This is a genomic window from Actinomyces sp. 432, assembly GCF_009930875.1.
Taxonomy (GTDB): Bacteria; Actinomycetota; Actinomycetes; order Actinomycetales; family Actinomycetaceae; genus Actinomyces.
In genome coordinates, this window is sequence record NZ_CP025249.1 from 1,746,597 (window position 1) to 1,763,202 (window position 16,606).

General features: G+C 68.6%; 14 protein-coding genes, 1 pseudogene and 1 riboswitch. Of the genes and pseudogenes, 14 read left to right on the forward strand and 1 reads right to left on the reverse strand.

What is annotated here, in order from left to right; all coding sequences use genetic code 11:
• Positions 1-95: 95 nt before the first annotated feature.
• The 7 genes and pseudogenes from CWT12_RS07280 (at position 96) to CWT12_RS07305 (ending at position 8,528) form a co-directional block, all read left to right on the forward strand.
• A complete protein-coding gene (locus CWT12_RS07280; protein ID WP_161924292.1) occupies positions 96-1,781 on the forward strand; it encodes an anthranilate synthase component 1 in 1,686 nt (561 codons plus the stop codon).
• 1 nt (position 1,782) lies between these two features.
• Positions 1,783-2,418: an anthranilate synthase component II gene (locus CWT12_RS07285; RefSeq protein WP_161924293.1), complete on the forward strand. Its 636-nt coding sequence runs from the start codon at positions 1,783-1,785 to the stop codon at positions 2,416-2,418.
• 53 nt (positions 2,419-2,471) lie between these two features.
• Positions 2,472-3,598 (forward strand): annotated as a pseudogene (gene trpD, locus CWT12_RS07290) (anthranilate phosphoribosyltransferase).
• Positions 3,595-5,877, forward strand: coding sequence for a tryptophan synthase subunit beta (trpB, locus tag CWT12_RS07295; RefSeq protein ID WP_161924294.1), 2,283 nt, complete (start codon positions 3,595-3,597; stop codon positions 5,875-5,877). Before trpD ends, trpB begins: the two are co-directional and overlap by 4 nt.
• 1 nt (position 5,878) lies before the next feature.
• The gene (gene trpA / locus CWT12_RS07300) at positions 5,879-6,754 is read left to right on the forward strand and encodes a tryptophan synthase subunit alpha (RefSeq protein WP_161924295.1); all 876 of its coding nucleotides are present in this window, start codon (positions 5,879-5,881) and stop codon (positions 6,752-6,754) included.
• Positions 6,755-7,140: 386 nt separating this feature from the next.
• Positions 7,141-7,341 carry a hypothetical protein gene (locus CWT12_RS13440; RefSeq protein WP_162678384.1) on the forward strand — a complete coding sequence of 67 codons (201 nt, stop codon included), beginning with the start codon at positions 7,141-7,143 and terminating at the stop codon, positions 7,339-7,341.
• On the forward strand, positions 7,338-8,528 hold the full coding sequence (locus CWT12_RS07305; RefSeq protein ID WP_161924296.1) for a YeiH family protein: 1,191 nt from the start codon (positions 7,338-7,340) through the stop codon (positions 8,526-8,528). The genes CWT12_RS13440 and CWT12_RS07305 overlap by 4 nt, the downstream gene beginning before the upstream one ends.
• Before the next feature lie 558 nt (positions 8,529-9,086).
• Here the strand turns inward: CWT12_RS07305 and CWT12_RS07310 are convergent.
• Entirely contained in the window at positions 9,087-9,695 is a 609-nt protein-coding gene (locus tag CWT12_RS07310) for a hypothetical protein (RefSeq protein WP_161924297.1), read from the reverse strand.
• A gap of 465 nt (positions 9,696-10,160) precedes the next feature.
• Between CWT12_RS07310 and CWT12_RS07315 the strand changes: the two genes are divergently transcribed.
• From CWT12_RS07315 to CWT12_RS07345, 7 genes are all read left to right on the forward strand, one after another.
• The gene (locus CWT12_RS07315) at positions 10,161-10,961 is read left to right on the forward strand and encodes a transposase family protein (RefSeq protein ID WP_161923687.1); all 801 of its coding nucleotides are present in this window, start codon (positions 10,161-10,163) and stop codon (positions 10,959-10,961) included.
• A 99-nt stretch (positions 10,962-11,060) separates the two neighbouring features.
• Positions 11,061-11,471, forward strand: a complete 411-nt coding sequence (locus CWT12_RS07320; protein ID WP_161924298.1) for a hypothetical protein — start codon at positions 11,061-11,063, stop codon at positions 11,469-11,471.
• A 127-nt stretch (positions 11,472-11,598) separates the two neighbouring features.
• The gene (locus tag CWT12_RS07325; RefSeq protein WP_161924299.1) at positions 11,599-12,231 is read left to right on the forward strand and encodes a type II toxin-antitoxin system PemK/MazF family toxin; all 633 of its coding nucleotides are present in this window, start codon (positions 11,599-11,601) and stop codon (positions 12,229-12,231) included.
• Between the two features lie 229 nt (positions 12,232-12,460).
• Positions 12,461-12,721, forward strand: coding sequence for a 30S ribosomal protein S20 (gene rpsT, locus CWT12_RS07330; protein ID WP_161924300.1), 261 nt, complete (start codon positions 12,461-12,463; stop codon positions 12,719-12,721).
• A gap of 245 nt (positions 12,722-12,966) precedes the next feature.
• On the forward strand, positions 12,967-14,454 hold the full coding sequence (locus tag CWT12_RS07335) for a DUF1846 domain-containing protein (RefSeq protein ID WP_161924301.1): 1,488 nt from the start codon (positions 12,967-12,969) through the stop codon (positions 14,452-14,454).
• A 68-nt stretch (positions 14,455-14,522) separates the two neighbouring features.
• Positions 14,523-14,651, forward strand: a riboswitch (FMN riboswitch).
• An 86-nt stretch (positions 14,652-14,737) separates the two neighbouring features.
• The gene (gene ribD, locus CWT12_RS07340) at positions 14,738-15,844 is read left to right on the forward strand and encodes a bifunctional diaminohydroxyphosphoribosylaminopyrimidine deaminase/5-amino-6-(5-phosphoribosylamino)uracil reductase RibD (RefSeq protein WP_161924302.1); all 1,107 of its coding nucleotides are present in this window, start codon (positions 14,738-14,740) and stop codon (positions 15,842-15,844) included.
• A complete protein-coding gene (locus CWT12_RS07345) occupies positions 15,844-16,482 on the forward strand; it encodes a riboflavin synthase (protein WP_161924303.1) in 639 nt (212 codons plus the stop codon). The genes ribD and CWT12_RS07345 overlap by 1 nt, the downstream gene beginning before the upstream one ends.
• The last annotated feature ends 124 nt before the right edge of the window (positions 16,483-16,606 follow it).

Below are 16,606 nucleotides of genomic sequence, written 5' to 3' on the forward strand. Positions count from 1 at the left end.
CGCATAGTAGGCGCCGGATTACAAGAGCTCGCCACCAGGCGGGCTCTTCGCATACGGGGCGGATCCCACCGGTGGCACCTACAGGAAGGTACCCCATGACACTTCCCCCACCCGCCGTGCTGACGCGGTCGGTGCGCTACCAGCACGATGGCGGCACCCTGCTGGAGCACCTGGCGCGCCGGAGTCTGATCTCCACCACAGTGGACGTCTCCGAGAACCCACGCCCCCTCGACGCCGTCCTGCTGGAATCGGTCGATATTGCCACCAAGGTCTCCCGCACCACGATCGCCGTCCTGGAGGCATCCTCCCGCCTGACCTGCCAGGGCCACACCGTCGTCGCCGAGGCACTCCCCCAGGCAAGCGCCGACGGCACCGCCGCCCTGGACCGGCTGCGCGCCGCCCTCCCCGCGTATGTCACCGCCGACACCGGCGCTGCCCTCACCCTGGCCTTCCCTGCCGCCCCCGACGCGGTGGAGGAACGTGAACGGCTCAAGGCCACCTCTACCATCGAGCCGCTGCGCGTGCTGGCGGCGACCGCTGTGGACCACCCGCACCTGCCGCTGGAGGCGGGTGTATTCGCCTTCGACTATCTGGCCACCTTCGAGGCGCTGCCCGAGGTGGCGATGGGCGCGAACACCTGCCCCGACTACCTCTTCTACGACGCCCGCATCATCCTGGTGATCGACCACCCCACCCGCACCGCGACACTGGTTGGTGCCTCGGTGGACGCCGCCGACCTGGCCGCCCGCCTGGATGCGCTGGCCGCCGCGGCAGACGCCTTCGCGGATCAGGTGCCCGCCGCCGACGCCGCGGACCCCACGCCCGCGGGGCGGGCCGCCGCTGCCGAGCAGCGTCCGCCCTTGCACGCCGTACCCACCCAGTCCGACTCCGACTACGCCGCCGCGGTGGAGACCATGAAGGAGTCCATCGCCGCCGGGGATGTCTACCAGGTGGTGCCGGCCCGCGGCTTCACCCTGCCCTGCCCGGATGCGCTGGCCGCCTACCATGCGCTGCGGCAGTCCAACCCGAGCCCGTACATGTTCTACGTCGGCGCCCCGGACTTCGAGCTGCTGGGGGCCTCCCCGGAGTCTGCGCTGCTGCACTCGGCCAAGACCGGGCAGGTCGCCATTCGGCCGATCGCCGGCACCCGCCCGCGGGGCCTGGCTCCCGACGGCGCCGTCAACCACGAGCTGGATACGCGCCTGGAGCTGGAGCTGCGCACTGACGCCAAGGAGGTAGCCGAGCACGTGATGCTGGTGGACCTGGCCCGCAACGACGTCGCCCGGGTGTCTGTCCCCGGCACCCGCAGAGTCGAGGACCTCCTGCGCGTGGACCGCTACAGCCGGGTCATGCACCTGGTCTCGGAGGTGTCCGGGCAGCTGGCCCCGGACCTGGACGCACTGGACGCCTTCCGCGCCTCCATGACCATGGGCACACTCACCGGCGCCCCCAAGCTGCGGGCGGCCGAGCTGATCCGGGACGCCGAGGGGGTACGGCGGGGCAGCTACGGCGGCTCGGTCGGCTACTTCCGGGGCGACGGCGAGCTGGACACCTGCATCGTCATCCGCTCCGCCTTCGTACGCGAGGGCACCGCGCTGGTGCAGGCCGGGGCGGGCGTGGTAGCGGACTCGGTTCCCGCCGCCGAGGCGGCCGAGACCGTGCACAAGGCCAGCGCGGTGCTGGCGGCAGTCGCCGCCTCCCAGGGAGCCGAGCTCGTCATCGACACCGGCGCGGACGACGCTCCGGTCCCTGCGGCCACAGCACCGGAAGCGAGGCACTGATATGCACGTGGTCCTGCTCGACAACCGCGACTCCTTCGTCTACAACCTGGTGGACCAGTTCGCCTCCCTGGGGGCGAGCATTGAGGTCTACCGCAACACCGCGCCGACGCCCACGGTGCTGGAGGCGCTCGCGCCCGCCGACGGCGAGTCGCCGCGTCCGGTGCTCTGCCTGTCCCCCGGCCCGGGCCACCCGCGCACCTCGGGCAACCTGATGGAGCTGATCGGCTCCGCCCTGGACCGCGGTATCCCCACGCTCGGAATCTGCCTCGGGTTCCAAGCGATTGTTGAGGCCTGCGGCGGTGACATCGGGCGAGTCGGCCCCGTGCACGGGCGCAGCGTGCGCGTGGAGGTGACCGAGGCGGGACGCACCGACCCGGCCTTCCGGGCCCTGCCCGACGGCCGTCTGGACGTTGCCCGCTACCACTCACTGGGAACCCGCGCACTGCCGCCGGCGCTGGAACCGCTGGCGGTGACCGGTGCCGGCGACCCGGTCGGCCCCGGCGTAGTAATGGCGGCCCGGCACCGCGCCCGGCCCATCGTCGGGCTGCAGTTCCATCCCGAGTCCGTGCTGACGCCGCAGGGTCCTGGAATACTGCACGCGCTCACGACCGACCTCGCCCGGGCGGCCACTGCCTGAACCCACCACATCCTCGTACTGCGCACATCAACCCCGTCTTCAAGGAGCAGCTCATGAACCCCGCACCCACCGAGAACAACGCGATGAATACCGCCGTGAATGAAGCCGTGAGTAATGCCGACGCCGCAGACTCCGCGCCCGCCATCGCTCATGCCGAGGACGCCCACCGCTTGCTACGTGAGGTAATTCAGGGCAAGCGCCTGACCCAAGACGAGACCGGAATCGTCTTCGCCGCACTCGGTGCCGGCGACCTTTCCGAGGCCGAGACCGCCGCCCTGCTGGCTGCGCTGCACGCCCGTGGTGAGACCGCCGATGAGGTGGCCGGCGCCGCGAGCGCCTTCCGGGACGCCGCACGTGCCTTCCCCGAGGTCACCTTCCCGCTGGTTGACGTAGTCGGCACCGGTGGCGACGGCGTGGGCACCATCAACATCTCCACCGGCGCCGGCATCGTGGCGGCATCCATGGGGATCTCCGTGGCCAAGCACGGCAACCGGGCGGTGTCCTCCAAGACCGGGGCCGCCGACGTCGTAGCCGCCCTGGGCCTGCCCCTGGACGTCACCCCGGAGCAGGCGGTGGAGATCCTGGCCCGTGACCACTTCACCTTCCTGTTCGCCCAGGCCTACCACCCGGCCATGCGGCACGTCGCCCCGATCCGCAAGGCCCTGGCCACGCCCACGATCTTCAACGTGCTGGGCCCCCTGCTCAACCCCGCCCACCTGACCTACCAGCTGATGGGTGTTGCGAACCCTGACATCCTCGACATGATCGCCCAGACCATGGTCAAGCTGGGTCGCAAGCGGGCCCTGATCGTGCACGGGGCCGGCACCGATGAGATCGCTGTGCACGGCATCACCCAGGTGCGGGAGGCCACCCCGCGCGGGTGAAGGCCTACGAGGTCACGCCCGAGGAGCTGGGAGTGCGCACCTACGCCCTGGAGGATGTGCTGGGCGGCGAGCCGACGGAGAACGCGGCCCTCCTGCGGGAGGTGTTCGCCGGCCGGGGCGAGCCGGCCCACCGCGACGCGATCGCCGTCAACGCCGGGGCGCTGCTGTACCTCGCCGGACCCGCCGACAACCTGGCCGATGGCACGCGCATGGCTCTGGAGCAGCTGGCCAGTGGCCGAGTTGCCGAGCACCTGGACTCCATGACCAAGGCCGCCGCGGAGGATGAGGCCCGATGAGCGGCGTCTCCACCCCCGGTGGTGCCCGGCCGGAGCGCCGTCCGGTGGATGAGCGTCTGATCGCCACCGGCACCGTCCTGGATACGATCGTGGCCGCCCGGCGTGAGCGCCTGCCCGAGCTGCGCGCCCGCTTCGGGCACCTGCGCGCCGAGCAGCTGGAGCCCTCCCGGCGCTCCTTCGCAGATGCGCTGCGCACCCGCACCGGCGGGCACGCGAGCCCGCGGCCCGCGCTGGTCATGGAGTGCAAGTCCGCCTCACCCTCGCGCGGCACCATCCGCTCCAGCTATGACCCGGCCGCGCTGGCCCGCGCCTACGCGCCGTGGGCGGCGGCGGTGTCCGTGCTGACCGAGCCGGACCGGTTCAACGGCTCCTTCGAGGACCTGGCCGCCGTGCGCGCGGTGGTGGATGTGCCGGTTCTGTGCAAGGACTTCATCGTCGATCCGGTCCAGGTGCTGGCCGCCCGCAGCCTGGGGGCGGACGCGATCCTGCTGATGCTCTCGGTGGTGCCCGACGACGTCTACGCCGAGCTGGCACAGCTCGCGCACTCGCTGGGCATGGAGGTGCTCACGGAGGTGTCCACCCCGGAGGAGATGCACCGGGCCGCCACCCTGGGTGCGCGGGTGATCGGTATCAACAACCGCGACCTGCGCACGCTGGCCACCGACATCTCCCGCACCGAGCAGATGGCGCCGCTGGCGCCGTCGGGCGTGGTGCTGGTGGGCGAGTCCGGGGTGGAGACCGCCGACGACGTGCGGCGCCTGGCCGGGCAGGTAGATGCCCTGCTGATCGGCTCGACCCTGTCCGCAGCCCCCGACCCGGGCGTGGTGGCCGAGGTGCTGGCCACCGCCGTGCCCATGCCTGCGAGGGGTGCTGCGCGCCCCGCTGCCGCCGACGCCGCCGAGCCCAGTGTCGGCGCAACAGACGCGGTCCCGGCGCGCCGGGAGCACGCCGACCACACGCACCCGCGGTTGAGTGCCTACTTCGGCCCCTATGGCGGCCAGTACGTGCCCGAGCTGCTGATCCCCGCCCTGGACCAGCTCGAGGACGCCTTCATCGACGCCCAGTCGGACCCGTCCTTCGCCGCCGAACTGGACGAGCTCATGCGCCGCTACCTGGGGCGCCCCACCCCGGTCACGGAGCTGCGCAACCTGCCCCGGGAGGGCAACGCCCGCATCTTCCTCAAGCGGGAGGACCTGGTGCACGGCGGCGCCCACAAGGGCAACCAGGTGCTGGGGCAGGCACTGCTGGCCAAGCGCATGGGCAAGACCCGCATCATCGCCGAGACGGGCGCCGGCCAGCACGGCACCGCCACCGCCATGGTGTGCGCACTGCTCGGCCTGGACTGCACCATCTACATGGGTGCCACCGACGTGGTGCGGCAGGCCGCCAATGTGGAGCGCATGGAGCTGATGGGGGCGCGGGTGGTGCCCGTGGCCAGTGGCGCCGGCACCCTGAAGGACGCCGTCAACGAGGCCCTGCGCGACTGGACCGCCTCCTTCGCCACCACCCACTACCTGCTGGGCACGGCCGCCGGGGCACATCCCTTCCCCACGATCGTGCACGAGTACCACCGCTGCATCTCCCTTGAGGCACGCGCCCAGATCCTGGCCCTGACCGGGCGGCTGCCCGATCAGGTGATCGCCTGCGTGGGCGGCGGCTCGAACGCGATCGGCATGTTCTCCGAGTTCATCGACGACGTCGGCGTCGGCCTGGTCGGGGTGGAGCCCGCCGGCGAGGGGCTGGACACGCCCCGCAACGGCGCCCCCATCAACAATGGCACCACCGGCATTCTGCACGGCGCCCGCAGCTACCTGATGCGCACGCCAGAGGGCCAGGTGGAGGAGTCCTTCTCCGTGTCGGCGGGGCTGGACTACCCCGGCGTCGGTCCCGAGCACGCCTGGCTGGCCGACTCCGGGCGCGCCCGGTACGTGGCGGTCACCGACGACGAGGCGGTGGAGGCCTTCCGCCTGCTGAGCCGCTGGGAGGGCATCGTCCCGGCCCTGGAGTCCGCCCACGCGCTCGCCCAGGCGCTGAAGATCGCCCGCGAGACGCCCGCCGACGCCCCCACGCCGCACCTGCTGGTGTGCCTGTCCGGCCGCGGGGACAAGGACCTGGAGCAGGTGCGCATGCGCCTGGGCGGCACCTTCTCCGAGGACTCCGCCGTGGCCCGGGCCGCCGCCATGGTCGAGGAAATGGGCAAGCGCACCGAGTACCTGTCGCTGGCGCGCGCCGGGGCGGCCGCCTCGTCCGTGCCGGGCCACGCGCAAGAGGAGGCCTGAGATGAGCCGCTACCCCGCCATGTTCTCCCGCCTGGCAGACGCCGACGCGGGCGCCTTCGTGCCCTTCGTCATGGTCGGCGACCCCACCCCGGCCGCGTCCGAGGCCATTATCGAGGCGCTCATCGCCGGCGGTGCGGACGCCCTGGAGCTGGGCACGCCCTTCTCCGACCCGGTGGCCGACGGGCCGACGATCCAGCGCGCGCACCTGCGGGCACTGGAGGCCGGAGCGGGCCTGGCCGACTGCCTGGAGGTGGTGGCGCGGGTGCGCGTGCGCCACCCTCAGCTGCCTATCGGCATGCTCATCTACGGCAATGTGCCCTTCGCGGTCGGCCTGGAGGAGTTCTACGCCCGCTGCGCCGCCGCCGGGGTCGACTCGGTGCTGCTGCCGGACGTGCCCGTGCGCGAGTCCGCGGAGTTCTCCGCCGCCGCGGCGGCCGCCGGGATCGACGCCGTCTACATCGCCCCGCCGTCGGCAACTGCCCAGACCCTCGACGCGGTGGCCAGGGCCTCCCGCGGCTATGTGTACGCGGTCTCCCGGGCCGGAGTGACCGGCACCGAACGCGCCTCCTCAACCGTGGGACTGGCGCAGTCGGTGGCGCGGCTGCGCCAGGATGCGGCCGCGCCGGTGATGCTGGGCTTCGGCATCTCCGGCCCCGAGCAGGTGGCCGAGGCGATCGCCGCGGGCGCGGACGGGGCGATCTCCGGCTCGGCCGTGGTCAAGCTCGTGGAGGCGCATACCCCGGCCCTGGCGGCGGCTGCGCGCACCGCTGGTGAGGACTCGCCCGAGTACGCCGCCGCAGTTGCGGCCCTGCAGGCCGAGCTGCGCGACTTCGTCGCCACCATGAAGGCCGCCACCCACCGAGACCGGCACCAGTAACACGCCGAAACCGGCACTCGTTACATACCGAGACCGGCACTCGTTACATACCGAGACCGGCACTTGTTACGTGCCGAGAATCACCGTAGTTCGCCATGCGGACAGGTCTGGATAGTCCCCTCCGCCCTGCCCTATTGTCCAAAGCGTGTTCAGTCCTCTCCCGCTCCGTTCGGTCGTCGGCACCGCCGTCGACCGCTTCGGCGCGGCCGAGATGTGTATGTGTCGCGGTATCCGCATCACCGCTGCCGACTGACACGCCCTTCCCTTGACACGAGCTGCGTCGGCAGGTGCCTGCCGACGACTCCTGATGTGTTTGTCCCTCTTACGGGCCCCATTTGTCGGGGCAGGCCCTGGCGTGTACGCAGCAGTACCCGAAAGGTCTGCCCATGCCCCCTGCCAGCCACACGTACCGTAGTACCAAGGCCGCAGACGGTCACGTCGACGTCCCACCCGCCACCGTCATCCCGCCCGACGGCGACGGAAAGTTCTCCCTGAGCGAGGACTGGCTCGCCACGATCACCGGACTCGCCCTGCTCGGCCTGGCCCTGCTCGGCATCATTCCGGACATCTCGGGGTGGTTGGGATGACTGCTGCCGGCCGCATCAGCACTCCCGCCAACACCGTCCCCGACGCCGAGCGCAGCCCCAGCACTCGCCAGGAGACCGCCGCCCCGGGCTGGACCCTGCTCGGACTCGTCATCGTCGTCGGCCTGGCCGCCGCCGTCGACTACCTGGACAGCCACGTCCCCGTCTGGAGCGAGGGCACCTGGTTCGGCGCGATCGCCGGAACGATCGAGTTTCCCGTATACGCCATCGCCCTGGGCTTCGCCGCCAATGCCCTTCTGTCGACGCTCGGCGTCATCGACCGTCTCTCGGCGGCGTTCCGCACCGAGTTCTTCATCAAGACAGGCCTGGTACTCCTGGGGTCCACCGTCAATATCAACGTGATCGCCTCGGCGGCGGCGCCGGCGATCATTCAGACCCTGCTCATGATCTCGACGGTCTTCCTGTTCACCTGGTGGATCGCCGGCCTGCTGCGCGTGGAGCCGCACCTGAAGGCGCTGCTCGCCACCGCCCTGTCGGTCTGCGGGGTCTCGGCCGCCGTGGCGGCGGCGGGAGCCGTCAACGCCAAGCGGGAGCAGCTCGCCTACACGGCCGGACTGGTTGTGGTCTTCGCCCTGCCGAGCATCTTCCTGCTGCCCTGGCTCGCCGCCCTGATGGGGCTGTCTGCGCCGGTTGCGGGCGCCTGGATCGGCGGAAACATCGACACCACCGCGGCCGTGACCGCCGCCGGTGCCGTCGCGGGTGAGGACGTGCTCGAGTTCGCCGCGATTGTGAAGATGACGCAGAACGCCTTGATCGGCTTCGTAGCCGTGGGCCTGTCCCTCTGGTTCACCCTGCGCGTGGACCGCGGCACCGACGGCACCGCCGCGTCCCGTCCCGGTTGGCACGAGGTCTGGCAGCGCTTCCCGAAGTTCGTCCTCGGCTTCATCGCCGCGTCGGTGCTGGTCTCCGCCATCGCCGCCGCTGCGCCCGGCCTGGTCGCGGACGATACCAGTTGGTTGAGCACTGGCCTAGCCTCCGCCAAGGCGCTGCAGACCCTGTTCTTCACCCTGGCCTTCGTATCAATCGGCCTGGAGTTCCGTGCTGGCGCCCTGCGGGAGGCCGGCTGGAAGCCCGTGCTGGTGTTCCTCGCCGGCACGCTCTGCAACCTGGTGGCAGGCCTGCTCTACGCCCAGGCCCTGTTCGGCTGGGTCTTCGGCGGACTGTTCTAGCGGTTCCGGTCGGGGTAGGCGGTGTACCTTCCCCCGCACCGCCGACGCCGACCGGGACCAGGCCGCGTCCCCGATCCGGACGGTTCCGGTTGGCTATGGCGCGGGCTCGGTACACACGACCGGCAGCATTAGAGAACCCGCCACAGATAAACACAAGTCATTCACCAACCTAAACAGAAAGGCGCCCCATGTTACTAGGCCTAGCATGAGATTGCCAACACGGGCAAGCTCACAGCAGACGCACCCGCCAAGCATATGCCAAGCACATATACCGCACACCGCCTAGCAGCCGGAACATCCGCACACAAACTGCACCCAGGGCCCCAAAGCTCCCACTAATCCCAACGAACACTTCGGGCTGCGCAGCATATCAACTATCGCGTAACCACCTCACCTGCACATCATTGAGTTCAGCCGGAAATACCGAATCAACTTCCGAAAATGACTCCGAAAGTTCCACTGTCACAGTATCGCCAAGAGCCTCTAGTTTTTTGTCGCTCAGGTTCGCCCTGCCTCCCTCAATACCCGCCAACGCCGAATACACCTTACCCGGAATAGCTATTTCGAGGTCACCCCCAAAAGATTCGCAACAACAAACTCACTTCCGCTTATATATTCACTGCGCACATCACCATTCCGAGATTCGTCCTCAATTTCTCGAAATGCTCTCACGACAGGAAGATAATGTGCGACATCGACAAGGATGCGCAAGCGCTCAAGGTCACACCGATCGTCGCCACCCGCTTCAGGGTCAACCAAATGGCTGCGCCAAACGCTACCCTGCTTAGTACTTTTGGCGCCGATCACCGCGTCCGAAAAATGAGCAACAGAGGCGACGTGTATAGCGTTTGCCCCCACAAGGGACCTGACTTCCCTCGGAGGGTTATTGACCTGCTTGACCGCACTAGCGACCACCGCTTTAGTTCCTCTATTTGTCCTACCTTTCGCCTCAAATAGTGCGCTACCATCAAAGACAACCCCTGAACTCGACACACGCCTCCTGTAGCCGACAAGGTCCGGCCTACTGCCCCGCAGCACCTTTCCAGACAGCGCGAGCACACGGTCCACGTGCACCAACGGATACACACCAAACACCCTTTCAGCAACAAGCCCGCATTGAACCATGCCGAGAAAATAGCTAATCGCTACCTTTTCCGAAGGATCCATCCGATCGTACGCACCACTCCGGCGCCACCGCCTCCCGCCTCCGTCGGCCTTAGTTTCCTCCAAGCTCGAAGCGACCATATAGCAGCGCCATATGAGTTCAAGAAGCGGGCGCCTTGGCCACTTATTTATCTGACCTGGATCACCTACAGCACCAGCGTGTCGTTGCAGTTCTCGCAGGGGCGCAGACACGTTACCTACTGGATTCTTTACGCGCAAGGAGTCTTTAGGGCATCCGACAACTTCGTACGGGATTTCAGGGAAATTCGTCTTGGGCATGTGCCGAGTGTAACCGAAAGTGACTGACAGGACGACCGTTTAATGAGCGTTTCTCATCAGGGTTGAGGGGGTGCGGGTTGGGATCGTTGGGATGGTGCGGGAAGGTGGGTGTGTCGTTGGTGGGTGCACGCGGAGCCTTCCGGCAGCATGTGTTTCGACCAAGAAAGCAAGCCCGGAAAGGGGCTCCGCGTGCTGTCCTATCGTGCCACTCTCGACGTCCCCGTGACTACTGCCCGCACCGTGTCCCGTTGGATCACCGCCCACCGCCGCCACCACGATGCGCGTCCCTGGCAGCGGGCCGCTACCAGCTGGGCCCAGGCTGTCATGCTGCTGCGCTGGCTGATCGAGGCCCCGGCCGTGACCACCGTGGCCCGCGACGCAGGAGTCTCACCCGCTACCGCCTACCGGTACCTGCATGAGGCCCTGGACGTCGTATCGTCAAAGGCGCCGGACCTGCCCGACGTGCTACGCACCCTGAAGGACAAGGGTGAGCCGTTCGTGTGCCTGGACGGCACCCTCATCCGCACCGACCGGGTCGCCGAGCGTGACCCCGATACCGGATACCACCTGTGGTACTCGGGCAAGCACAAGGCCTTCGGTGGGAACGTGCAGGTGCTTACCGACCACACGGGCTACCCCGTGTGGACATCCCAGGTGGAGCCGGGCTCCACCCATGACATCGAGGCCGCCAGAGCCCATGTGCTGCCGGCCCTGTACCCGGTAGCCGCCCAGGGCATGGCGACGCTGGCGGACAAGGGCTACGTAGGCGCAGGCATCGGTATCAAGACGCCCATCAAGGGCTCCAAGCCCGACACCGGGGCGCGCTCCTACAACCAGGTCCAAGCCAGCCTGCGAGCCCCCGCCGAGCGAGCCAACGCCCTCCTAAAGGGCTTCAAAGCCCTCAAACGAGTCACCCTCGACCCAGCCACCATCACCAACATCACCGCCACCGCCCTAGTCATACTCAACCTGAACAACAACCTCCCCTGATGAGAAAGGCTCAATCAAAGCACTAGCTATCCTCGCCGCAGGACGTGAGACGCTGACGCTGCACTAGCTATGAGAATGCCGCCGCTTCACACTGCTCCGATGCTGATCGCACTCACCTGTCTGTCAGGTCTGGTGCTCCTGCACCTGGATAGGGGCCTGCCCATCGGCTTCACGGTCTGCGCACTGCTGGCGGTGGTGGCGGCAGTGCCGCTGGTGGGCTGGCAGTCGGCCCTGTCGATGCGGCTGCGGTCCTTCGCTGCGCCCGTGGCCCTGGGGCTGGCGGGAGCGGTCATCGGCATTGCCGTCGCCTACCAGTCGCGGTCCCTGGCAGGGATGTGGCCTTACTCGCTGGTGACGCGGGCGCTGACGCTTGGATCGAGCGCCCTGACCGACGCCGGCGGCCTGGAATGGAGCAGCGTCGGCCCCGTCCTGGCCTGGGCCGCGGTGGGCGGCGCGGTCTTCTGGTCACTGCTGGCACGTATGGCGGATCCGCCAATACCTCGGGCCTAGCCGAGTGCCTCTCGCGCCCGGGCCCGTGCCCCAACCGGTCGCGCGTTCGGGGCGGCTCCACGCGTGCGTGTGGCGGGAAGTCGTGTGTGTGGCAGCAGGTCGTACCTTCGACGATAGGGTCTGCTCCATGTCCTCCCCACTGCTCAAGCGGATCGCCAGAATCTTCGCCGCCACCGCCAAGGATGCGGTGGCCGACGCGATTGACAAGGAGCTGGCCACCGGTGAGAAGTCGCGCAAACGCGCTGTAGCCGACTCCGGGCCAAAGCGGCCGGGAAGCGCAGGCCAAGGCGTCTCCCGCACTACCTCCCTGCCGGGTGCCCGCAGCTCCCGCGCAGGCGCGCACGACGGCGTCGCCGGCTACGACGTCGCCTCCCTGGGCCTGCCGGACTTCACCTACTCCCCCGACCCCGACGGCGACGCCGATCCTGGCGAGGTGGTATGGACCTGGGTGCCCTTCGAGGAGGACCCCACCCAGGGCAAGGACCGGCCCGTACTCGTCCTGGCGCGGCACGGCAAGCGACTCGTCGTCGCGCAGCTGACCAGCAAGGACCACGATCTCGACGCCGCCCAGGAGGCTCGCTGGGGCCGCTACTGGCACGATGTCGGCACCGGGCCGTGGGATTCCAAGGGCCGCCCCAGCGAGGTGCGCCTGGACCGGCTGCTGCTCGTGGAACCCGATGTGGTGCGCCGCGAGGGTGCCACCATGAACCGGTCCACCTTCAACGGCGTCGTTACTGCCCTGCGCGCCCACTGGGCCTGACCACACGAGGCGGTCGGCAGTAGCGCGACGCACCTCACGTCAGCGGGGCTCATCCGGCCGGGATCAGTGCCTGCGCCTGGTGCTAGAGTGCCCTTTGGACCTCTGGCCTGGCCGGCTTCGGGGTCCGGCGACCGGGCCTGCCGGGTGCTTCCACCACCTCAAGTCCGCCCGTAGCGCCAACCCTCTCTCCGGCCATTGACCATTCAGACACCAGAAAGCTTCACTCACAGTGGCGAACATCAAGTCTCAGATCAAGCGCATCAAGACCAATGAGAAGGCCCGCCTGCGCAACAAGTCCATCAAGTCCGAGCTTAAGACCTACGTGCGCCGCACGCGCGAGGCCGTCGAGGCCGGCGACAAGCAGGCAGCCGAGGAGCACCTGCGCAAGGCCTCCCGCAAGCTGGACAAGGCCGTCTCCAAGGGCGTCATTCACCGCAACCAGGCCCGCAACCGCAAGTCCAAGCTGGCCAAGCGCGTCAACGCCATGTGATCGTTGCGCATCCAACTGCGCCACGAGGGGCGTCCCTCACCGGAGGGACGCCCCTCCGCATTTCTTCCCTCATCCCTGCTGCGCAATACACCAGACTCCCCTGGCGGTCCGGCCCCGTCCCGGAAGGCACGTGAGACTTCCATCCATTGGCGCGGTTCTATCGGCATGCGCCGATGGCGTTACGATTCCTCAGGCCGGCGTCCTACCGCCAGGCCGCACCATTGAAGCGACCGCGAGGAGAAGGCATGCGTATCGGGTTTGATCGGGACAAGTACCTCAAGATGCAGTCCGAGCGCATCGCCCAGCGGCGCGCCCAGTTCGGCGGCAAGCTGTACCTGGAGTTCGGCGGCAAGCTCATCGATGACATGCACGCCTCCCGCGTCCTGCCCGGCTTCACCCCCGACAACAAGATCGTGATGCTCGCCGAGCTGGCCGACGACGTCGAGATCATCGTCGCCGTCAACGCCAAGGACTTCTCCCGGAACAAGATCCGCGCCGACCACGGCACCTCCTACGAGGACGAGGTGCTGCGCCACGTAGACGCCTTCCGCGACTACGGGCTGTACGTGGGCAGCGTGGTGATCACCCAGTGGACGGATGACAACCAGCAGGCCGCCGAGTTCAAGCGCAAGCTGAACAAGCTCGGAATCAACGTCTACCGCCACTTCCCGATCCCGGGATATCCCAACGACGTAGCCCGCATCGTCTCCGACCAGGGGTACGGGCGCAACGAGTACATCGAGACGTCCCGCGATCTGATCGTCGTCACCGCGCCGGGGCCGGGCTCGGGCAAGATGGCCACCTGCCTGTCGCAGATCTACCACGACCACATGCGCGGCATCTCCTCCGGCTACGCCAAGTTCGAGACCTTCCCCATCTGGAACCTACCGCTTGACCACCCCGTCAACATCGCCTACGAGGCCGCCACCGCCGACCTCGACGACGTGAACATGATCGACCCCTACCACCTGGCCGCCCACGGCGTACAGACGGTCAACTACAACCGCGACGTCGAGGTGTTCCCGGTACTGTCCCGCCTGTTCGAGCAGATCATGGGCGCCTCCCCCTACGCCTCTCCCACCGACATGGGGGTGAATATGGTCGGCTACTGCATCAGTGACGACGCCGTGTGCCGGGAGGCCTCCAAGCAAGAGGTGATCCGCCGCTACTACAAGGCGCTGGTGGTGGAGAAGCGGGACATGCTCGAGCCGGTCCAGTCAGGGCGCATCGCCCTGCTTATGAGCAAGCTCGGCATAGCCAAGGAGGACCGTCCCGTGGTCCGGCCGACGCTGGAACTGGCCGCTGCGACCGACGCCCCTGCGGCGGCCATTGAGCTGCCGGACGGAACGATCGAGCTGGGCAAGACCTCCCCGCTGCTGGGCTGCTCCTCCGCCATGCTGCTCAACGCCCTCAAGCGCCTGGCCGGTATCGACCCGGAGGTGGACCTGCTGGCCAAGGAGTCGATCGAGCCGATCCAGACCCTCAAGACCCGCCACCTGGGCAGCCGCAACCCGCGCCTGCACACCGATGAGGTGCTGATCGCGCTGGCGGTGTCCGCCAACGGGGACGCCAACGCGGCCCGCGCACTGGACCAGCTGGGCAGCCTGCGCGGCTGCGACGTGCACACCTCAACCATCCTGGGGCCGGTGGATGAGGGCATCTTCCGGTCCCTGGGGATCCAGGTGACCAATGAGCCGGTATTCGCCACGAAGTCCCTCTATCGCAAGAAGTAGTGACGCCTTGGCGCGAACCGCTGGTGCCAGTGACCGTAACTCGGTATATTCACCGCGACGAGACATTCTCGTGTGCTCTGGGGTCGGTGTAAGTCCGAGCCGGCGGTGACAGTCCGCGACCCGCCCGCAGCTGCGGGCGGCTGACCAGGTGAGACTCCTGGACCGACGGTGATAGTCCGGATGGGAAGTGCACACGGGCACTCGGTGCTGCGGCGCGCTATCTTCCTGCCGTCCGCTACACCCGCGTGTCCTCTCCCCCAGCGCGCCCGGGAGAGAGGATCACATGACCGCATTCTCATTGGCGGAGCGGGCCGCGATGCTGCGCGCCATCGCCATCGCCGCCTCGCCGGACGCCCCCGCCGGCCCTAATCCCCGCGTCGGTTGCGTCATTGTCTCCCCCGCCGGCGACGTCCTGGCCGAGGGGCATCACCGTGGCGCAGGCACTGCCCACGCCGAGGTCGACGCCCTGACTAGTCTGGCAGCAAAGGGCATCAGCGCGCGCGGCACCACCGCCGTCGTCACACTTGAGCCCTGCAACCATCAAGGCCGTACCGGTCCTTGCACCCAGGCGCTCCTGGACGCCGGGGTCGCCACGGTCGTCTACGCGCTGGCGGATCCCACTGCGCAGGCTCGGGGTGGCGCGGAGGCGCTCGCAGCCGCCGGGGTCAGCGTCAAGCGGGGTATTTACGCCGAGCAGGCCGCTGAGCTCATTCGCCCGTGGATCTTCGCCGTCACCACGGGCCGTCCCATGGTGACGTGGAAGCTCGCGGCGACCCTCGACGGCCGCATCGCCGCCGCCGACGCGACAAGCCGGTGGATCACCTCCGCTACGGCCCGGCATGACGCCCACCGGCTGCGCCGGGACTGTGACGCCATCATGGTGGGTACCGGCACCGTCCTGGCCGACGACCCGGCCCTGACCATCCGCGACCAGTCGGGGCGGCCGGCACCTGACCGACTGCAGCCGCTGCGGGTGGTTGCCGGCTCGCGGCCGATCCCGCCCACCGCACAGGTACTCGCCGACGCCAACCACCTGCTGCTGCCGCAGCACGATCCGCACGCCGTTCTGGCCACCTTGGCATCCAGGCAGGTCCGCCACGTCCTCCTGGAGGGCGGCCCGACCCTTGCGGCCGCCTTCCTGCGCGCAGGCCTGATCGATGAAGTGGTCGCCTACATTGCGCCCGCGCTGCTAGGTGCGGGGCCCGCCGCCGTCGCAGACTTCGGAGTGTCAACAATCGCTGACATCCTGCGGCTCGAGCACGTCAAGGCTGAGGTCCTGGGCGCAGGCGAGGATCTTGTGGTCCGGGTGGCCGGCGAACCCGGCGGCCGGCACCGCGCCGTCTCATCAACCACCCCGCTCACCGGCATGAATACCGAGGAGATTCACTAATGTTCACGGGAATTATCGAGGAGCTCGGGCGGGTCATCCGGCTCGACACCTACGCAGAGTCCGCCCGGCTCACGGTAGCCGCACCCACCGTCACCGCGGACGCCCGGGAGGGCGACTCCGTCTGCGTCAACGGCTGTTGCCTTACCGTCGCCGAGCTGCACGACGGCGCCTTCACCGCAGACCTGATGGCGGAGACGCTCACGCGCACGGCCCTGGGGATGCTTGCTCCCGGGGACCGCGTCAACCTCGAGCGGGCGCTGCGCATGGGTGACCGGCTCGGCGGCCACGTGGTCCAGGGCCATGTCGACGCCGCAACCGAGGTCCTTGAGCGCCGGCACGGGGAGAACTGGGACCTCCTGCGAGTCGGCCTGCCTCAGGATCTTGCCCGGTACGTCGCCGCCAAGGGCTCGGTCGCCGTCGACGGGGTATCCCTGACCGTGGTCGGCGTCAGCGCCGGCGGCGGCAGGGGGCCTGACCGGGACGAGCCGTTCTTCAGCGTCAGTCTCATTCCCGAGACTCTGCGCCGTACGACACTCGGTATCAGGATGCCGGGCGACCGGGTGAATCTGGAGGTAGATGTCATGGCGAAGTACGTCGAGCGGCTCCTGGCCGCAGACTCCCACCTGGAGGAGGAGTGAGCATGCCCACCAGCTGCCCTCCCACGGCGCAGCGTGGGCCCGCGGGCACCCAGCCGGGCCACCGCCCCGGCGGTCATGACGGCACTCGCCTTGACACCGTCGAGCAGGCCCTTGACGCGCTCCG